This is a genomic window from Clostridium beijerinckii HUN142, assembly GCF_000621745.1.
Classification (GTDB): Bacteria; Bacillota; Clostridia; order Clostridiales; family Clostridiaceae; genus Clostridium; species Clostridium beijerinckii_A.
The window spans coordinates 39,627-59,564 of the sequence record NZ_JHXK01000034.1 but is presented as its reverse complement, the minus strand read 5'-3'; the positions used below and the strand labels follow the sequence as shown (position 1 = coordinate 59,564).

Sequence of the window (19,938 nt, the reverse complement as noted above, 5' to 3'; positions counted from 1 at the left end):
GAAACAGGTCTCACTACTAAAGAAGCAGTTTATGCTGGTGGAGATGCAGTTACAGGAGCAGCAACAGTAATACTTGCTATGGGTGCTGGTAAGAAAGCAGCAAAGGCAATAGATGAGTATTTGCAAGGAGAATAGACGATTACGGCTGAATAATTGAAAGTGAGTAAGTCTACAATTACAGAACAAATTAAAATTGATAACTGTTATATATCTCGGAATTAAAACAACAAGCCGTTACTGAATATCGCGACGGTAATAGTTTTCAGATATATATGTATTAAATATAAAACTCGTTTATATAAACAACTTCAAGATTGAATTATAATGTAATGAAAGTGTGACAATATAGCTGTATGCAATATAAATACAAAAAATAATTTATATTCATATTAAAATATGCTATGACGCAATTGGGAAAATTAATAAAAAAATGTGTTTAGTTCTCATTAGAGAATTTCAGTATAAGGGGAGTAGAAAGAACTCTTTGTCCCATTTATTTCTTTTATGTTAATAGACACATAATATAAAAATAGTAGTCAGAATGTTTCTAACTACTGTTTTTATAAAACTTTATCCTTTTTTAGGTTCAAATGATGCTTATAAAGTAAAAAATGATTTTACAGGTTCAATTGATAAAGAAACTAAAACTTTTATGTAATATAAGTCTGCGTGGGGAAAAGATTTCTATAAAATTCAGCGTGGAGGACAAAGTGGATTAAATGGGGGATATGCAAAAGAAATTGCAGACTATCAAGACGCAATTACATTTATAGCAAAACAATTATCTGACAATCCGAAATTCAAAACAGATAATATACAAGTGTGGGTTGATGTACCATACATTTAATCAATTATAGTCTTAGTTAATTTCTAATATTTATGCTGTGGATTATTGCATTATAATACAAAAGATATTAATTAATATAGATCATTTTTAATGGTAGGTTATTATAAACATATCCACTATAGTATCAGAAGATACCAATAAAGATAGATTAGGCAGGGATACCTAGTCTATCTATTATTTTTAGTACAAAATAATAGACGTACTATAGTTATTAACATGATTTTGGAAAAGCAGAAGTGGTAATAAGTTCAACTACTGCTTTCTGGTTTAAGGTTAACTATATGTTTAGAAAAATTATTTATCTGAAATATAATCCGCAACAAGTAGCAGAAAATATTCTAAATCGTAAATTTGAAGCCAATAAATCGAATCAAAAATGGCTTACAGATGTCTGACTGCTGACAGGATGCAGTTCAAGGATTGAATTTGCGATTTTTTTGTTGCTTAGCGTTACTTTGCAAGTATATTTTTTGCTAGACTATAAATAGCGGCTTAAAGACTTTTGAAATCACATATTTTAGAAAAACTTTATATTTTTATATGTTTAAAATTAATAATAATACTTTATAATATTTCCTGTAATAATAAATCTATTTTTTTAGTGGATGTTTTATATATTTTATTCACTACATCTACTTGTTATTTAATGTATTAAATATTGTATTTTTACCCATTTATGGCTTCAGGTTATATTCTAAGAATATGATTCTTATTGTAATATGGCAATTTGTAGAAAAAATTTACTGTACAATACTAATATAATATCAAGTGTTTATCAATAAATTATTAAATATTTAAGAAGTAAAAAATATAATATATTCATGAATTGATTTATGAACGGAGGAATATTAATGGCAAATCCAACTATTAAAGAATTACATGAACGAGTTAGTTTATATAAAGAGAAAATCGAGTTAGTAACCAAAGATAATGCTAGGCTCTATAAGGAAATAGAAGATATAAAAGCTGATAAAAATGCTGTTAGTGCCAAGGAATATGATATTCTATTAAGAAATATAGAATTATTAAAATCTCAACTTGAAAAGTATAAGAATTTATATTTTCGCGAGAAACAGAAAGTTAAAGTTCATCCAGTAAAGAATTCAAGAAATGCTGAAAGAAAACCTGCATCAGATGAATTAAGAAATAAAGCATTAGATTTAAAAGAACAAGGATTGAGTATAAGGGGTATTGCTAAAGAATTAAATATTGCGCTTGGTACTATTCACAAAATAATTAATGAACAAAAATAAAGGTTGAAATTCCGACATAATACTTAAATTTGGCATAGAAGGAGGTGAATATTTTAATTCACAATTCTAAAATACCGAATAGTTTGTAGATTTGATGGAATGATTAATGAAAAAGATGATCTTTGAAGGTTGAATAATACGGCAGTTACAATACGTGTTATAATTGGTGCGTAATGATAAATTATGAGGTGGGAATAAAAAATGAATTAAGGCAAGTAACAATGAAAAGATTAAAACCTATATATAGTTTATTAGTGGTGGATATAGTAATGTGTACAGGCGTTATTTCAATATCAGCTTATTCAACAGTTAAAAAGCAACAGTATCGGGGGGGCGAATTAAGTAGAGATAATTAACTAATTATTTAGAAGCGGCTAAAAGCCATGATGTGGATAAATCAGTATCAATATTAAGAGAGAGTGGCATAATCGAGGCTCAACAAGAAAAGGATCTAAGTGAATTATTTAAAACCAAATTGCGCGATATTTAAAAGTTATGTTATTATTATACAATAGTGGTTGGTATTTGTTGGCTTGGGGGATGTTTAAATGAATTTATATTATACAGAAGTTGATGTTGCAAAGTGTAAAAAAAGAATTGATAATATAATTATGTCTGAAAGACTTTTTCCTGATGGATTAAGAGGTGAGGTGGATTTTTATAATAATAAATTTTACATAAGAAAAAAGAAAGCAAATTTTCATAGTGCATTTGAAAGAGTCTTTTATGGTGAATTGATAAAAAGAGAGAATGGAACTATCATCCAAGGGGAATTTCATATGAATTTCGTAACACAAATATTTATTGGAATTTGGTTTGGCATTTTAGCCTTTGCATGGGTAATTACATTAATATTTTATCTTTCAAACCGTTTTTTGGAACTTCAATTGAATTCTCAAGTGGCTTTTCTGGGGGATTAATAGGACCTCCACTTATGGCATTATTCGTAGGTGTAATGATAGGTTCAAGTTTTGAAATATACGAAAATGAAGAAAACTACGTGTTTGATTTAATAAAATCAATATTAGAAGCAAATGAAATAAAAAGTGATTTCACATAGCCGAATAGAATTCTATGTAAATTTTTAACGTACAATATTAAAATAGAACTTATTAAGAGGAGTATATCAAGATGATTAGAAATTATCTTGATATACTACCTTTATTTTTTAAAATTGATTTATCCATAAAAATCTAAAGATAAATTTTCCTACATTTAATGTGTTTTTTATTTTAGTTTGTTAGTAAATATGGGTAATATAATAGAGACTTAGGTCCAAATACTAATTATTCATATAATAGAAAACAAGATATTTATATAAATATAGGTATTTTAAATTTTATATAAAAAAATTGTGCAACAAAAAATAAAAAGGCGAATTTATTAATAGAAAACTATTATATTAAAACAGAAACATACCGAGGTTTTCAAATCTTAAAACCTCGGTATTTCTAATTTGGTGACTCATACAGGAGTCGAACCCATGATTTAATAAGAAAGATTTCTTTGATTATTGAGGAAGTTTTCATTTTTTTAATAAGAAAATAGGAGTAATAAATCATATGAATTTGGGAAATGAATACAACAATGTATGTTATTGGTTTGACAAAATATGTAAATCATATATAATTATGATATAAAGGTTTAAGGGGATGATAGTGTGATAAAAAACTGTTGGAAAAAAGCTGTAGCTTTATCAATGATTGCCACATCAATAATATTATTGAACCCGGTAGGAGCTAACGCATCATGGAAGCAAGATAATGTTGGATGGTGGTATAATGAGGGAAATCTATGGGCTACTGGTTGGAGAAAGATTGATGGAAATTGGTATTATTTCTATCAAAATGGATATATGGCTAAAGATACACAAATAAATGGTTATAGAATATATTCAAATGGAGTTGCGGCAAGCAATCCTAGTGAAAAATATGAAGACATAACTTCTTATAAATGGAAAAATGAAAATGGAGTGACTAAGGATACCTCTAATAACTATTACTATATTGAAAATGATAAAGTTATTGGCAAAATGATTAATAAAAATAACTATTTGTACTATACAGAAAATGGACAATACTTTACTGGATGGAAGAGACTAGGTGGGAATAAAGGCTACAATTGGTATTACATGGAGAATGGAAAACGTTGTTTAGGCTGGAAAAGTATTAATGGAAATTGGTTTTATTTTTCTGATTTTGATGGAGAGTCTGATACTGATGTTGAAAATCTAAGAGGAAAGATGGTTAGTACATCTATTTTGGATGCTGGAAAGAGTTATCAATTTGATGATTATGGAGCTTTACAAAGTACAGTTACAATATAAAAAATATATTGAAAATACTGTGAGGAGCCAAATCACATTTAAGTTTGTGTAGTTAAATAACATTTTGTGTATTTGAATTATCAAATATTTCAAATTGCCTAAATAATATTACACAATACAAAAAAGAATGACTTAATTAGGGAAATAAGTCATTCTTTTATTATTATTTAAGGGGATAAATAATAATGCTTTAACTACTTTACAAATTTAATTTTATATTATTAATGTTACATCAATGTGTCAAATTTATTAACTTAATATAAACAAAAATCTAATTATTAACTATGAGAAATAAAAAATGAAGATTACGTATCGTGGGGAAAGAAGTATTAAAAGCGAAATTTAATATTATTAAAAGCATTTATATATAAAAAAGCAGTATAAAAATAAGTAAAGATATTGTTGAAAGATAGTAAAATGGAAATGGGTATAATATTAATGATTATGAGAGAGATGAGTAATCATAAAAAAAGGCTAAGATCCTCATTCTTAGGCCTTTTTTTGGTATGTAACAATATGTTTGTCCAAATTTTGAGAAATATGAATAACGATTTTATTTCTAGGAGAAAGAATATAAAGCATCTTATTTAGGAGACACTTTCTTAAACGGATGTTATATCTCAATTTAAATAATTCAAATTTATTCATGATAGTACCTCTTTTTACTAATTTATACACATAAAATAAATTATAATCTACATAATATAATTTTTCAAAAAAAATCATACTACAAATAATGCTAAAATATTGTATAAATATACATGCTGTTTTGTTCGGATAATATGAGCATTTTAATCTAGGTAAATAATATATAAAGAGATATTAAATTATTAGAAAATATAAATTTATATACATAAGATTTGTATTATTGACAGTATTTAGAAACCAATAAACTCAATTTATTAGTTCTAGTTCGGATAGAACTAATTTTTTGTACCGAAATATATGAATTCTAAATAATATAGTTAATTTTTTATAAAATACTTGTTATATTATCTAATGTTTGAGATAAACTTCGATGAGTTGGAGTTTTTAGAATATATGGAATTTAACGAATATTAACATTGAAAAATTGACGAAATAGATGTTAAAATGTATAGAAGAATTAAAATAAGAAAGTATTGACTTATGAGGAAATTATTTAAATTAAAGATAGTAAAAAATATGTAGTAATTTATTGGAGGTAATTATCATGAAAATTCATGAAATTTTGTTTGGTTCACAACCAAAATCTATTTTGAGAATAATAAAAGAAGGGAATTTGGATGAACTTAAAAATTTTATAACAAATGGCGGAAATGTTAATGACAAATATAATGATACCAGCCTGCTTCATTTTGCTATAGATAATTGTGAGAAAAATTACTTTGAAGTAATACAACTTTTAGTAAGTAATGGTGCTGATATAAATAGTAATCAAAGTTATTTGAAAGAGATACCTTTACATAGAATCTGCGCAAGAGTAAGTCCTAAGATGGATGTTATTAGATTATTATTAGAGAAAGGATCTAAAGTAAATGCTGAAAATATATCAGGAAAAACTCCTATCTTTTATTGTAACTTTAATTATTCGGTAGAACTTTTAAACCTTCTTATCAAATATGGCGCAGATATTAAGCATAGAGATAAGTATGGCAATACTCTTTTGCATGATGATTATTTAACTTGCAGTGATAGTGATAAATTTGAAGAATACTTAAATGAAGTAGTTTCTCTTGGATTAGATATAAGCTCAAAGAATAACGTGGGTCACACTCCATTATATCTGTGTAAAAATAAATCTATTGAAAATATATTGATGGATCATGGAGCAAAGAGAAATTTTTAATTAAGCCTTTAGATAGGTTTTATAAAGAGTGGATGAAAGTAGCTATATTAAGTTTTTGATTCTTTTTAGGCAACATTTCTACCGAGTATAATTTATAATTGTGGTTAATATATTACTGCAAAACAAAATTATAATTAAGGGAGGTAGATTCAAATGTCATTAAATAATAGTGGAGTACATAAAAATTCATTATCCAGAAAAAGAACTGATTCAAATACGGTGAAGTCAGATGTTGGCGCAGAAATTGGTTTTCCTAATAATAAAGATAAAGGTAGAGGAAAAACAGAAGGAATAGTTGGAAAGAATTAAAATTTAAAATGATTTAATTTTTCAGATTAAAAGAATAATTTAGAATATAGAAAAATAAAAAATCCCTTTGCGCTAATATTTTTTTATAGCAAAGGGATTTCTTATTAATTTCTTATTAGATAATCAAATGCGCCTAAAGCAGATGTTGCTCCTGATCCCATGGAAATAATTATTTGCTTGTATGGGGTATTAGTGCAGTCTCCTGCAGCAAATACTCCTGGTACATTGGTGGCACCATGGTTATCAATTATAATTTCACCTGATTTATTGCGTTCAATTGTTTCGCCTAGCCAATCAGTATTTGGTACAAGTCCAATTTGAACGAATATACCATCTAATTCAATATGTTTAACTTCTTCTGTGTCACGTTCAATATAGGTAATTCCGTTTACCTTATTGGTGCCAGTAATTTCTTTAGTCTGAACATTTTTTAGAACAGTTATATTATTCAAACTGTAAAGACGATCTTGTAAAACTGAATCTGCTTTAAGTTCTGGCATAAATTCAAAAACAGTTACGTGATTAGCAATTCCGGCAAGGTCAATAGCAGCTTCAATGCCTGAATTACCTCCACCTATTACTGCTACATGTTTCCCTTTAAACAAAGGACCATCACAGTGAGGACAATATGTCACACCTTTATTCTTAAATTCTTCTTCTCCAGGAATACCAACGTTTCTCCAACGAGCACCTGTCGAAATTATTACAGTTTTACTCTTTAAAAGAGCACCATTTTCTAGTTCTATTTCAATAAGGTCTTTCTTTTTTAAAGTCTTAGCACGTTGTAAATTTATTATATCAACATTATAGTCTTTAACATGCTCCTCAAGACTTGCTGCAAGTTTAGGTCCTTCTGTATATTTTACGCTTATAAAGTTTTCGATTCCTATAGTATCTAATACTTGGCCACCAAAGCGTTCAACGATAATTCCTGTGCGAATGCCTTTACGTGCGGCATAAATAGCAGCACTTGCTCCGGCTGGACCGCCGCCAACAACAAGCATATCGTATGGATCTTTATCTGTAAAATCTTCTAAAGGTGGAGAATTTCCGATTTTAGCAAGAATTTCTTCAGTAGTCATTCGACCACTTGCAAAAAATTCTCCATTTAAATAAATCGATGGTACTGCAAGTATGTTTTTACTCTCTATTTCTTCTTTGAAAACAGCACCATCAATCATTGTATGAGTGACATTTGGATTAAGAATGCTAATTAGATTTAGAGATTGAACAACTTCTGGACAGTTATGGCAGCTTAAACTAATATAAGTTTCAAAATGGTATTCTCCTTTAATGTTTTTAACTGAATCAATTGTCTTCTGATCAATTTTGGGAGCTCTTCCGCTAACTTGTAGAAGGGCTAATATTAATGAATTAAATTCATGTCCTAAAGGGATTCCTGCAAAAACTATACCAGTTTCTTCATCATCACGATTTATGCTAAAGCTTGGAGTTCTTAATAGTTTTGACTTTTCAGCTTTTATTTTTGGAGACATAGCAACTAATTCATCTATTAGAGCAATCATAGTGTTGGATACATCATCGGAAGCAGCGCTGACTTTTATAAGTACATTGCCTTCCATAAGTTCAAGATATTGAGCTAATTGTTGTTTTATATCTTTATCTAGTATCATAGGCGTACCTCTTAGATCTTTCCTACAAGATCTAGGCTTGGTTTAAGTGTTGATGCGCCTTCTTTCCATTTTGCTGGGCAAACTTCGCCAGGATTATTTCTAACATATTGAGCAGCTTTAATTTTATTAACTATTACAGCTGCATCACGCCCGATATTACCAGCATTAATTTCAATTGCTTGAATAACACCATCTGGATCAATGATAAAAGTACCACGATCTGCAAGCCCGTCAGACTCAATCAATACATCAAAGTTGCGTGATAATGTATGTGAAGGATCACCAATCATAGTGTAAGTTATCTTTTTAATGGCTTCTGAACTATCGTGCCATGCTTTATGTGTGTAGTGAGTATCTGTTGAAACTGAATATACTTCAGCGCCAAGTCCTTTTAGAGTTTCATAATTATCTTGTAAATCTTCTAATTCAGTAGGGCATACGAATGTGAAATCTGCTGGATAAAAACAAACCACACTCCATTTACCTTTGAAATTTTCTTCAGTGATATCTATAAATTCACCGTTTTTGTAAGCTGATGCTTTAAATTGTTTTACTTCTGTTCCTATTAATGACATAATATGTTACCTCCTAAAATTCATTTTATATTTAAATTATAATTTGTTTTTAAATATTATCACTTAATAATGATAATGATTATCACTTAAGATAATTATAAAACTAAATTATAATTTGTCAATACCATTATGTAAAAATTCTAAAATATCATGTCATATGCGTAACAAGTATATACAAAGTAGTAAGTAAGCCAATAGTTTCAAGATTGCGAAAATTAAACAGACAAGGTTGAGGGAAGCGAAAAATATTATTATTGTTAGAGAAAGTATTGGAAAAGACTATGTTAATATACATTAAATCCACCTACTTTTAGTAGGTGAGTAACTTAACTTAAAAAAGTAATCAAGTTTCATATTAAAATTTTACGTATTTTCGAATAGGTCTAAAAAATTTTTGCCTGCAGATGATAAATAGCCTGTTTTTGACCATATTATAGCTATTTGAGTTGTTAATATATCACTATCAATTTCTTTGTAAATTATATTTGAAGAGCCTATTAATTTTATTGCGGATTTTGGTACTATGGCGATTCCAAGTCCAGAATTTGCCCAAAGCAGTGAAGTCCGTGCATCGTCATTTTTACAAAATACATTTGGCTGAAAATTAAAATCTTGGCATACTTTAAATATGAGGCTTTCAAATCTTCTATAAAATATTAATGGTTTGTTATTTAATTCAGTAATTTTTATAATTTCACTATCAGTCCAATTTAGGTCCTGTCTCATAGCTGCAACCATAGGCTCTTGGGGTAATAAAATTGAGTTTACTCCAGAACTATTAAATGGAGTTCGTACAATAGCAATTTCAATTATACCCTTATCTAGTGATTCTAATAATTCATAGGTATTCCCTTCATGAATTTCAAAATTTATAAAAGGATATTTTTCGTGGAATATATTTAATCTACTATCTAAAAGTGATGCTCCAGATGAAGATACAGTACCTATGGATAAGGTTCCATGATTTCCTTGCTTAAAATCTTTTAATTCATTTTCTGTAGATTTTGCTAAAGATAATATCTGCTTAGCACGTTTATAAAGTATAACTCCAGCATCGGTAAGTTTTATACTTCGACTTCCTCTTTCAACCAGTTTAACGCCGAGCTCATCTTCTAAGTTTTTTAACTGATAGCTTAAAGGAGGCTGAGCCATATGAAGTCTTTTGGCAGCATTTGTTATTTGACCTTCTTCTGCAATTGTATAGAAATATTTTAATTGTTTAATATCCATTCTTATTCACCTTCTCATATACAAAAAATGTATGGCATTGATACATATTATGTATTTTTTATATAGATATGTTTTTGTTATAATGATAAAGGAAATTTTAACAATATTCAATAAGACATTACAGATAGGGGGATAAATCTTGAATTATTTATTAAAATTCGTAAAACCATATAAAAGACAAGTTATATTAGGTCCTATATTTAAGTTGCTCGAAGCTGTATTTGAAATATCAATACCAACAATAATGATATTTATAACAGATAAAGGGATAGAAACGAAAAATATAAATTACATATTTGAAATAGGATTAATAATGCTTTTTATGGCAGTTTTAGGCGTATTATCATCTTTTACATGCCAGTATTTTGCATCTATTGCTTCACAGGGATTTGGGACAGCTCTTAGAAATGAGATGTTTAAAAAGATAGGAACTTTTTCATATAATGAGATTGATGATTTTGGGACACCATCTCTTATTAATCGTGTTACAAATGATGTAAATCAACTTCAACTTGGTCTTGCAATGCTTATAAGACTTGCTATAAGGGTTCCGTTTCTTTGTGTTGGCGGAATTATAATGGCTATGTATCTTGACGTTAAATTGTCGCTTATAATGTATTTATCGATTCCGTTCTTTGCTTTTGCAATATATCTTATTATGAATAAATCTCTTCCTCTATATAAGGTGGTTCAAAAAAAACTTGATAAGTTATCGCTTATTTTAAGAGAAAATTTATCTGGAGTAAGAGTTATAAGAGCATTTTCAAGAGTAGAAGGTGAAAAAGTAAGATTTAGAGAATCTAATGAAGAACTTTCAAGCACTGCAATTAAGGTGGGGAAAATATCGGCACTTATGAATCCCGTTACAAGTATAATAATGAATTTCGCACTTATGGCTGTAATTTGGTTTGGAGGAATAAGGGTAAATGTAGGTGGAATGACAACAGGACAGGTTATAGCTTATATAAATTATATAAATATGGTATTATCAGCGCTTATAGTACTTGCTAGCCTTATAGTTACTTTTACTAAAGCAGCTGCTAGTGCAGCTCGTGTAAATGAGGTGTTTAGAACAGAACCAAGTATTAAGTACAATGGGAATTCTGAGTTTAGTAAAAATATAAATAAAGATATTCCAATAATTAAATTTGATAATGTATCTTTTTCTTATAAAGGATCTAAGGAAGATGCAATAAGTAATATTTCTTTTGAAATAAAAAGAGGACAAATGGTTGGGATAATAGGTGGTACAGGTTCAGGAAAAACAACTTTAGTTAATTTAATACCTAGGCTATATGATACAAGCAAAGGAGATGTGATGCTAAATGGAATTAATGTTAGAGATTATTATAAAAGAGAACTTGATAATAATATAGGGTTAGTTCCCCAAAAAGCTGTTTTATTTACTGGCACTGTATCAGAAAATATAAGATGGGGTGCTCAAGATGCAAGTATGAGTGAAGTTAAGAAGGCAGCTGAAATTGGAATGGCAGCAGATTTTATAGAAAAAATGCCTGAAAAATATGACACATATATATCCCAAGGTGGGGTTAATTTCTCCGGTGGTCAAAAACAAAGACTTACTATAGCAAGAGCCTTAATAAAGAAACTTGAGATATTAATAATGGATGACAGTTTAAGTGCTCTTGATTATGCTACAGATGCTGCACTTAGAAAAGCTCTTAAAGAAAATTCTAGTGATACAACTGTAATTATGGTAACTCAAAGAATAAGCACTATAAAGGATGCTGATCTAATAATTGTATTAGATGACGGGAAACTCGCAGGAGTTGGAACACATGAACAATTGCTTAAAGAGTCAGAAGTTTATAGAGAAATATGTAGCTCTCAAATTACAAAGGAGGCTATGTAAATGAAAAAAAGTACATTTTCTAGATTAATTGGTTATGTTTCAAAATATAAAGGGTATTTGTTTGCATCTTTGATATTTGCACTGATAAGTAATGTACTTATAGCATTTATGCCATTAATAGTAGGGAAAGCTATTGATCACATAGCTGCTAAAGGTGAAGTCGATTTTGATGGATTAATTAAGACAATTATAATACTTGGAGTAATATATGTAATAAGTGCGTTATTTACATGGTTATTTACTATTGTGGCTAATATCGTAGCATATAGTACAGTAAAGGATCTTAGAAATGAAGCATTAAATAAGATAAGTTCTCTGCCTTTAAAATATTTTGATAAAACGCCTCATGGAGATATTATAAGCAGACTTACAAATGATATGGACAATGTTTCAGATGGGTTATTTCAAGGAATAACACAAATTTATCCAGGAATCATAACTATAATAAGTTCACTCATTTTAATGGTAAGTTTAAGCTTTAAATTAACTTTAGTTATAGTTTTAATGACACCTTTATGTTTTCTTATTGCTTCCTTCATAACAAAAAGATCAAATAAAATGTTTAAAGAGCAGCAAAAGACTTTAGGAGAATTAAATGGTTATATAGAAGAAATTGTAGGAAGTCAAAAAGTAGTAAGACTTTTTGGATATGAAAAAAGAGCTGAGGAAAATTTTTCTGGAATTAATTCAAGGCTTTATAAGTGTGGGCAGCTTGCTCAGTTTTATTCATCACTTACAAATCCAGCTACAAGATTTGTAAACAATATTACATATATTTTAGTTGGACTTGTTGGAGGAATACTTTCAGTTTTAAGTGGATTAAGTGTTGGTGTGATTTCAAGTTTTTTAACTTATTCAACTCAATTTTCACAACCAATAAACAACATTACCAGTGTAGCTACTCAGCTTCAAGCCGCCCTTGCATCTTGTGAAAGAATATTTTCTATTATAGATGAGGAGCCAGAGAAAGCAGATTTTAAAGAAGCTGAAAATATAGAGAGCTGTGATGGAAATATTGAGTTTGACAATGTATCATTTTCTTATAATAAGGAAGTTCCACTTATAGAAAATTTCAGCGTTAATATAAAAAAAGGAAGCACAATAGCTATTGTAGGACCAACTGGTGCTGGAAAAACCACTATTGTTAATTTGCTTATGAGATTTTATGATTTGGATAACGGCAAAATTACTATAGATGGAAAAGAAATAAATAGCCTAACTAAGAACAATGTTAGAAGTCAATTGGGAATGGTTCTTCAGGATACATGGCTATTTGAAGGAACTATAAGGCAAAATATTGCTTATGGTAAACCAAATGCTACGTTAGAAGAAATTGAAAATGCAGCCAAAGCTGCCTTTATTCATAGTTTTATAAAAAGACTCCCTGATGGTTACGATACGCTTATAACTGAATCTGGAGGAAATCTTTCAGAAGGTCAAAAGCAGCTCTTGACTATAGCTAGAGTAATGCTAATTGATCCACCGATGCTTATATTAGATGAAGCAACAAGCAATGTAGATACAAGAACTGAACTAAAAATACAAAATGCATTTCTTTCAATGATGAAGGGACGTACAAGTTTTGTTATAGCTCATAGGCTTTCTACTATACGTGATGCAGATATAATCCTTGTAATGAAGAATGGTAAAATTTTTGAAAGAGGAAATCATGATGAACTTGTAGATAAAGGTGGAATTTATACAGAACTTTATAACAGTCAGTTTAAGCATCAACTGTAAAAATATGTTTGTATATTCGAAAAAATTTATATGTTAGTATAAATTGTATAGGTAATATCATATTTAATAATATAGCTTTTTTATCACGAGTGTTTTAAAGTTATAAAGGATTATAAATTTATAAATGTATAAGAGGTAGGAAAATGAAACGTAATAATAGTAATAGTACTAAAAATATTAAGAAAGCGAGAATTACTATATTAGTTATTTCAGTTGCAGTACTTGTAATTATAGGAAGTATAGTAGCGGCACAGAAATTTTCAATAAACAACAAAACGGTACAAGCTGCTACAAGTACGGAAGAAAGTAGCAAAGATGATAAAGAAAATGGTGATTCAGTTGATAAAGAAAGCAATAGCAGTGTAGAAGATGTTGCATATTTGGAAAAGTATATTGAGCAGCAAGAGAAGAACCAAAAGCCTGATGGTGCTGATGGTAAAAAAGTTGCTTACTTAACTTTCGATGATGGTCCATCAACAACAGTGACCCCTCAAATTTTGGACATTCTTAAGTCAGAAGATGTACATGCAACTTTCTTTCTTATAGGAAAGTATGTCGATAAAGATGATGCAAGCAAGAACCTAGTAAAGAGGGAAGTAGCAGAAGGTAATGCAATTGGGATACATTCATATTCACATGACTATGGTTACTTATTTCCAAAGGGTAAAATAAGCTTAGAGAATTGTATGTCTGATTTTGATAAAACAGATAAAGCTTTAAAAAACGTTTTGGGAGAAGATTTTTCAACTCGATCAATCAGGTTTCCAGGAGGACAAGAAACATGGAGTAAAAAGGATCCTCAAGGAGCAGAAAAAGTGGACAAAGCTCTTCATGAGAAGAATTGGCATCAAATTGATTGGAATGCATTACCAGGAGATTCAGAAGGCACTCATAAAAAGAATGCAGATGAGCTAACTCAAGAAGCTATAAAAAGTATAGGTAATAGAGAAAAGGCACTGATTTTAATGCATGATACTTATGGGAAAGAAGAAACAGCGAAGGCTTTGCCACGAATAATAGAATATTTAAAACAGCAAGGCTATGAATTTAAAATAATAGAATAACTAATTATTATCTCCCTCGTATTTGTGAAATAAGAGGGAGTTTTTTTTATTCTTTAGGAATTTATATTCAAATAAAATCTGTGGACGAGGTGCTCCTTGAGGGTATAACTTAAAAAAGGTTGATTGACTAGTTTTTGTATTTAAAAAAGAATAAAAAAAGAAATCTTGCTCGCCTGCATAAAATGTTCTTATATGCAGAATAGTTCAGTATTGTAGAAAAGCTCCGTATTGCAGCATAGCTACTCTTTTTATAGGTGCATAGCTGCCATTTCTGATGTGCAGATTTTTCTCACATACGTTCGAAAAGGCAGATAGGTTCTATTTAAAGTATGTGGTGTAAATAGCTAATACATTGAGAAAAGGGAGTGGCAAAATTTAACTTTGATTTATATCTATATTAGTATAATATGTAAATTGATAAAGTGAAATTTATACAATTGAGTTAAAAGAGTATAAGGCAGTGAATATTGAAAATGTAAAATTGTATTTTAAAATAATATATGTTAAAGATCTAAGATTGGGAGTGGAAAGTTTTGATACTTAGCAAAGAAGTAGTTATACGTCATAGTAAAGGATTGCATGCAAGAGTTTTGGCGATGGTTGTTCACAAGGTAAGTGAACTTGAAAAGAAATATGATTTAAAGTTTTTTATTATTTATAAAGATAAAAAGAAAATTTTAGCGACAAGTCTTATGCCGCTGGTTTTATTGAAGATAAAGCAAAATGAGAAGATCTTAGTAGAAGTTCATGGAGATGATCCGAAAGAGCAATTAGATGAATTATGTGATTTTCTACAAAGTGATTTTGATTTAGATGATAAAAGTACTATTAATCAAGTTGATAACATAATAAATAATAATACTATAACGTTAGAGCACGTATTTAGTAATATACCTAATGGAATTATTGCGACAGATGAGAAAGATATAATTTCAATATTCAATGAGGAAGCAGAAAGATTATTAGGAATATCTTCTGGTGATGCTATTGGCAAAAAAGTATATGAAATAATGGAATTCACAAATCTTCATGAAATAAATAGAACTGGCAAATCAGAGTTAATGGTAAAAGAAATAATAAATAATAGAATATTACTTATAAATAGAACTCCAATAATAATAGACAAGAAACCTAAAGGTGCATTAGCAGTATTTAATGATATTTCAAGATTAGAAAAAGTTAAAGATGAACTAAAAACGGTGAAAGATTTGAAAGAAAGATTACAACTTATATTGGAAACAGTACAAGATGGAATATGTGTTATAAATTCAGATGGATATATAACATATGTGAATAAGGCGTATCTTAGAATTTTGAACGAAAAAGAAGAGGATATATTAAATAAAAATATTAGGGATGTATCTCCAGATGGTGCAAGAATTAAAGTACTTAAAACAGGAGAAGGTATCGTAGGGGCTATAAGTTATAAGGAAAATGGTGTAATAATAGTTTCAAATGTAAATCCTATAGTAATTGACGGGGAAATAACAGGCGTTGTATCTATAGTTAAAAATGTAACAGAAGTTCAAAAGCTCTCTGAGAAATTAACTCGGGTTTCTGCAAAAGCTGATTATCTAGAAGAAGAGCTTATGAGAACTAAAAAACCTGATTCGGCGTTTTCGAAGTACATCGGCCATAGTGGTAAAATATTGGATGCACTAGCTACAACATTAAAAGCAGCGAAAACAGATACTACGGTTTTAATAAGAGGAGAAAGTGGGACTGGAAAAGAACTAATTGCAGAAGGAATACATTTTTCAAGTAAGAATTCCAAAGGACCTTTTATTAGAGTGAATTGTGCAGCAATACCACAAAACTTATTAGAAAGCGAACTTTTCGGATATGAAAAAGGAGCTTTTACAGGAGCTATAAAAAGAAAATTAGGTAAATTTGAATTGGCTCAAAATGGCACTATACTTCTAGATGAAATAGGAGAAATGGATAAGAGTATGCAGGCCAAAGTTTTAAGAGTAATTCAAGAAAAAGAATTTCAAAGAATTGGTGGAGAAGAAACTATAAAAATAAATGTTAGAATAATTGCTGCGACTCACAGAAACTTAGAAGAAATGGTAAAGTCAATGGAATTCAGGGAGGATTTATATTATAGGCTAAATGTGATTCCAATATTTTTACCACCTTTAAGAGAAAGAAAGCAGGATATAGCACCTTTATTGGAACACTTTATAGATAAAATAGGTAAAAGGATAGATAAAAGAATAACTGTAGTAACAAATGATGCAATGGAATCTTTATTAGAATATAAGTGGCCAGGAAATATCAGGGAATTAGAAAACCTTGTAGAGAGGATAATGACTCTAAATGAAACAGGAGTAATAGAATTAAGTGACCTTCCAGCTTATATGAGAAAAGATATAAATACAGTTAACGCTACAATCAAAAGTAAAAATAATAATGAAATAGACATGCTTATTGAAGCAGATGAAATACTACCGTTAAAGGAATATGAAAAAATCATAATAGAAAAAGCACTTAAGAAATATGGAAGTTATAATGCTGCGGGAAAAGCATTGGGACTTACTCATAAAACAGTAGCTGCAAAGGCAAGACAATATGGAATAGAGAAAAAGGTGACTTGGGAATAGAAATAGCAAGTTGGTAAAAAGTATCATGATAAAAAAGAACATTTTGATATTTTTTACCAAGGAATAGACCACTCATATTACAGTTATGTGTAAATGTTTACTTGAATTTTTGGCTAGAAGGCTTGAAAATACATACTTTTAAAAATATTTAGTTAGTAATTGAAATTGTGGCATGAGTATTGCTTTATATAAAAGTACAAATATAAATAAAAACAAATCAAAATTATTTATATATATTCTGAAAATTTAATTTCTGGAAGTTTATTTTAGACTATCAATCAGATAATGAAAGGTAGATGATTTTATAATGGATGAATTATATTATTTAGAACTTATATATAAAAATTAGATATAAATAATTTTAATCATAAAGAATATTTAAATATGGGAGGAAGAATTTTATGAAAAAAATAATTAATGATGCAAATCAAGTACTTGAGGATATGCTAAAAGGAATGGTAGCTGCACATCCAGAATATATAAAAAAAATAGAGAATGCAGATGTTTTAGTAAGAGTAAATTCACCAATAGATGGAAAGGTTGCTTTAGTAAGTGGCGGAGGAAGTGGACATGAACCAGCTCATGGAGGATATGTAGGAAAAGGAATGCTTGATGCAGCAGTAGCAGGAGCAGTGTTTACATCACCTACACCAGATCAAGTATATGAAGCAATAAAAGCTGTAGACTCAGGTAAAGGGGTTTTACTTGTAATCAAAAATTATACTGGGGATGTTATGAATTTTGAAATGGCAAAAGATATGGCTGAAATGGAAGGGATTAATGTAAAAGCTGTTGTAGTAAACGATGATGTTGCAGTTGAAAATAGTACTTATACAGCAGGACGAAGAGGAATTGCAGGAACAGTATTTATACACAAAATAGCAGGTGCTAAAGCTGAAACAGGAGCTAGTCTTGAAGAAGTTACAAGAGTTGCAGAGAAAGTAATATCAAATGTTAGAAGTATGGGAATGGCTATTTCATCTTGTATTGTACCAGCTGCTGGTAAACCAAATTTCACATTAGGAGAAAATGAGATGGAAATTGGTATGGGGATTCATGGAGAACCAGGAACTCATAGAGAAGAAATAAAAACAGCAGATGAAATTACAGAACATTTAATGAGCAAAATTTTAGAAGATATCAAATTGAGTAGTGGAGAAGAAGTTGCAGTCATGGTAAATGGCTTATCATCAACACCACTTATGGAGTTATATATAGTAAATAAAAAGGTAAATGAAATATTGGAGGAAAAAGGAATTAAAATTCATAAAACATTTGTAGGTGAATTTATGACATCTCTCGAAATGGCCGGATTTTCAATAACAGTATTAAAACTTGATAGCGAATTAAAAGAATTACTAGATGCACCAGCAAACACACCAGCATTTAAAGTGATATAAAGTGAAGATTTCTAGATAGAGACTTTTGTATTATATGGATTTAGTAGAACTTACTTAAGGAGTGTACAGATTCTTCTATCAAAGAATTACGATTTAGATGAAGCTTTAATATATAAGCATCATCTAAATTAGTTTATATATAGGAGGAATAAAAATGAGTATTCAAGGAAAGAAAGTAATTGAAATATTAGAGCAAATAAGTGAAAAGATAGATGAAAATAAAGCATATTTATCAGAGTTAGATGCTGCAATTGGAGATGGAGATCATGGGCTTAATATGAGCAAAGGATTTAAGGCTGTAATAGAAAAGATAAAAGACGATGATGGAAATGATATTGGAGGAATATTAAAGAAGTCAGGAATGGCGTTAGTATCTAATGTTGGTGGAGCTTCAGGACCTTTATATGGAACAGCTTTTATGAAGGCAGCGGTAAGTGTTAATGGAAAATCAGAAATTGATATTAATGATTTTGCAAAAATGCTAGATGAAGCTCTTGAAGGTATAAAAATGAGAGGTAAAGGTCAGGCTGATGATAAAACTATGATAGATGCAATAGAACCAGCATTAAAGTCAATAAAAGAAGGTATAGATAAAGGGCTTGAAGTCAAGGGAATTTTAAAATCAGCAAAAGAAGCAGCGTATAAAGGTGTAGATCATACAAAAGAAATTATAGCTAAAAAAGGAAGAGCAAGTTATCTTGGAGAAAGAAGTTTAGGCCATCAAGATGCTGGAGCTACATCTTCTGCAATAATATTAGAAACAATATATGAAGCTTTAAACTAGTAGTTTTTGTTTTGAGTTACATCAAAATAGTCGTTGAAGGAGAATAGATATGGTAGGAATAGTAATAATATCGCATAGTAAAAATATAGCGGATGGTGTAAAGGAATTAGCAAAGCAAATGGCGCCTAATGTAGCTATAGGCGTGGCAGGAGGAACATCAGATGGAAGAGTTGGCACTGATATGGAGAAAATATCAAATGCAATAGAAGATGTTTATTCTGAAGATGGAGTAATTATTATTTTTGATTTAGGTAGTGCTTTTATGAATGCAGAAATGGCAATAGAATGTCTAGATGAAAAAATGAAAGAAAAAATAAAGATAGTAGATTGCCCGATAGTTGAAGGTGCAGTGACAGCAGCAGTTGAAAGCAGTATAGGTAAAAATATTGAAGAAATCGAAGAAGCGTTACAACCTATGAATTTAGGAAAAATGCCTTGAAATAATAAAATATAGATAAACAACAATATGGCT

General features: G+C 29.5%; 18 protein-coding genes. 15 read left to right on the top strand and 3 right to left on the bottom strand.

Going from position 1 to position 19,938, the window contains the following annotated elements; all coding sequences use genetic code 11:
* The first annotated feature begins 691 nt into the window (after positions 1-691).
* From T483_RS32655 to T483_RS31655, 8 genes are all read left to right on the top strand, one after another.
* On the top strand, positions 692-847 hold the full coding sequence (locus T483_RS32655; protein ID WP_431603155.1) for a hypothetical protein: 156 nt from the start codon (positions 692-694) through the stop codon (positions 845-847).
* A gap of 851 nt (positions 848-1,698) precedes the next feature.
* A complete protein-coding gene (locus T483_RS0115425; RefSeq protein ID WP_026887670.1) occupies positions 1,699-2,100 on the top strand; it encodes a resolvase in 402 nt (133 codons plus the stop codon).
* Between the two features lie 173 nt (positions 2,101-2,273).
* Positions 2,274-2,456 carry a hypothetical protein gene (locus T483_RS0115420; protein WP_026887669.1) on the top strand — a complete coding sequence of 61 codons (183 nt, stop codon included), beginning with the start codon at positions 2,274-2,276 and terminating at the stop codon, positions 2,454-2,456.
* Positions 2,457-2,648: 192 nt separating this feature from the next.
* Positions 2,649-3,020 (top strand): hypothetical protein, encoded by a 372-nt coding sequence (locus T483_RS0115415; protein WP_026887668.1) that lies wholly within the window; start codon positions 2,649-2,651, stop codon positions 3,018-3,020.
* Positions 3,021-3,034: 14 nt separating this feature from the next.
* Positions 3,035-3,160, top strand: coding sequence for a hypothetical protein (locus T483_RS32480; protein ID WP_278247441.1), 126 nt, complete (start codon positions 3,035-3,037; stop codon positions 3,158-3,160).
* Between the two features lie 600 nt (positions 3,161-3,760).
* Complete coding sequence (locus T483_RS0115405) at positions 3,761-4,426, top strand: cell wall-binding protein (RefSeq protein WP_026887667.1); 666 nt, start codon at positions 3,761-3,763, stop codon at positions 4,424-4,426.
* A gap of 1,192 nt (positions 4,427-5,618) precedes the next feature.
* Positions 5,619-6,254 (top strand): ankyrin repeat domain-containing protein, encoded by a 636-nt coding sequence (locus tag T483_RS0115400; protein ID WP_026887666.1) that lies wholly within the window; start codon positions 5,619-5,621, stop codon positions 6,252-6,254.
* Between the two features lie 153 nt (positions 6,255-6,407).
* Positions 6,408-6,563: a hypothetical protein gene (locus T483_RS31655; RefSeq protein ID WP_173706897.1), complete on the top strand. Its 156-nt coding sequence runs from the start codon at positions 6,408-6,410 to the stop codon at positions 6,561-6,563.
* A gap of 104 nt (positions 6,564-6,667) precedes the next feature.
* On the opposite strand, the gene ahpF is transcribed toward T483_RS31655, so the two are convergent.
* The 3 genes from ahpF to T483_RS0115380 all read right to left on the bottom strand — a co-directional run bounded on the left by ahpF (position 6,668) and on the right by T483_RS0115380 (position 10,002).
* On the bottom strand, positions 6,668-8,197 hold the full coding sequence (ahpF, locus tag T483_RS0115390; RefSeq protein ID WP_026887665.1) for an alkyl hydroperoxide reductase subunit F: 1,530 nt from the start codon (positions 8,195-8,197) through the stop codon (positions 6,668-6,670).
* An 11-nt stretch (positions 8,198-8,208) separates the two neighbouring features.
* Complete coding sequence (gene ahpC / locus T483_RS0115385; RefSeq protein WP_017212628.1) at positions 8,209-8,772, bottom strand: alkyl hydroperoxide reductase subunit C; 564 nt, start codon at positions 8,770-8,772, stop codon at positions 8,209-8,211.
* A gap of 363 nt (positions 8,773-9,135) precedes the next feature.
* On the bottom strand, positions 9,136-10,002 hold the full coding sequence (locus T483_RS0115380; protein WP_026887664.1) for a LysR family transcriptional regulator: 867 nt from the start codon (positions 10,000-10,002) through the stop codon (positions 9,136-9,138).
* 139 nt (positions 10,003-10,141) lie between these two features.
* On the opposite strand from T483_RS0115380, the gene T483_RS0115375 reads away from it, so the two are divergent.
* From T483_RS0115375 to dhaM, 7 genes are all read left to right on the top strand, one after another.
* A complete protein-coding gene (locus tag T483_RS0115375) occupies positions 10,142-11,875 on the top strand; it encodes an ABC transporter ATP-binding protein (protein WP_026887663.1) in 1,734 nt (577 codons plus the stop codon).
* Entirely contained in the window at positions 11,876-13,615 is a 1,740-nt protein-coding gene (locus tag T483_RS0115370; protein ID WP_026887662.1) for an ABC transporter ATP-binding protein, read from the top strand. It abuts the gene before it with no gap.
* A 143-nt stretch (positions 13,616-13,758) separates the two neighbouring features.
* Positions 13,759-14,679, top strand: a complete 921-nt coding sequence (locus T483_RS0115365; protein ID WP_026887661.1) for a polysaccharide deacetylase family protein — start codon at positions 13,759-13,761, stop codon at positions 14,677-14,679.
* Positions 14,680-15,212: 533 nt separating this feature from the next.
* Complete coding sequence (locus T483_RS0115360) at positions 15,213-17,282, top strand: sigma 54-interacting transcriptional regulator (RefSeq protein ID WP_026887660.1); 2,070 nt, start codon at positions 15,213-15,215, stop codon at positions 17,280-17,282.
* Between the two features lie 401 nt (positions 17,283-17,683).
* A complete protein-coding gene (gene dhaK, locus T483_RS0115355; RefSeq protein ID WP_026887659.1) occupies positions 17,684-18,682 on the top strand; it encodes a dihydroxyacetone kinase subunit DhaK in 999 nt (332 codons plus the stop codon).
* A 154-nt stretch (positions 18,683-18,836) separates the two neighbouring features.
* Complete coding sequence (gene dhaL / locus T483_RS0115350) at positions 18,837-19,466, top strand: dihydroxyacetone kinase subunit DhaL (RefSeq protein WP_026887658.1); 630 nt, start codon at positions 18,837-18,839, stop codon at positions 19,464-19,466.
* 49 nt (positions 19,467-19,515) lie between these two features.
* Positions 19,516-19,905: a dihydroxyacetone kinase phosphoryl donor subunit DhaM gene (dhaM, locus tag T483_RS0115345; RefSeq protein WP_026887657.1), complete on the top strand. Its 390-nt coding sequence runs from the start codon at positions 19,516-19,518 to the stop codon at positions 19,903-19,905.
* Positions 19,906-19,938: the final 33 nt, after the last annotated feature.

Excerpts from the sequence above, each read along its gene's own strand:
- T483_RS0115420 (WP_026887669.1), top strand. The coding sequence starts at position 2,274 with ATGATAAATTATGAGGTGGGAATAAAAAATGAATTAAGGCAAGTAACA.
- T483_RS0115415 (WP_026887668.1), top strand. The coding sequence starts at position 2,649 with ATGAATTTATATTATACAGAAGTTGATGTTGCAAAGTGTAAAAAAAGA.
- T483_RS0115400 (WP_026887666.1), top strand. The coding sequence starts at position 5,619 with ATGAAAATTCATGAAATTTTGTTTGGTTCACAACCAAAATCTATTTTG.
- dhaK (WP_026887659.1), top strand. The coding sequence starts at position 17,684 with ATGAAAAAAATAATTAATGATGCAAATCAAGTACTTGAGGATATGCTA.
- T483_RS32480 (WP_278247441.1), top strand. The coding sequence starts at position 3,035 with ATGGCATTATTCGTAGGTGTAATGATAGGTTCAAGTTTTGAAATATAC.
- T483_RS31655 (WP_173706897.1), top strand. The coding sequence starts at position 6,408 with ATGTCATTAAATAATAGTGGAGTACATAAAAATTCATTATCCAGAAAA.
- dhaL (WP_026887658.1), top strand. The coding sequence starts at position 18,837 with ATGAGTATTCAAGGAAAGAAAGTAATTGAAATATTAGAGCAAATAAGT.
- T483_RS0115370 (WP_026887662.1), top strand. The coding sequence starts at position 11,876 with ATGAAAAAAAGTACATTTTCTAGATTAATTGGTTATGTTTCAAAATAT.
- T483_RS0115380 (WP_026887664.1), bottom strand. The coding sequence starts at position 10,002 with ATGGATATTAAACAATTAAAATATTTCTATACAATTGCAGAAGAAGGT.
- T483_RS0115365 (WP_026887661.1), top strand. The coding sequence starts at position 13,759 with ATGAAACGTAATAATAGTAATAGTACTAAAAATATTAAGAAAGCGAGA.
- T483_RS0115425 (WP_026887670.1), top strand. The coding sequence starts at position 1,699 with ATGGCAAATCCAACTATTAAAGAATTACATGAACGAGTTAGTTTATAT.
- ahpC (WP_017212628.1), bottom strand. The coding sequence starts at position 8,772 with ATGTCATTAATAGGAACAGAAGTAAAACAATTTAAAGCATCAGCTTAC.
- ahpF (WP_026887665.1), bottom strand. The coding sequence starts at position 8,197 with ATGATACTAGATAAAGATATAAAACAACAATTAGCTCAATATCTTGAA.
- dhaM (WP_026887657.1), top strand. The coding sequence starts at position 19,516 with ATGGTAGGAATAGTAATAATATCGCATAGTAAAAATATAGCGGATGGT.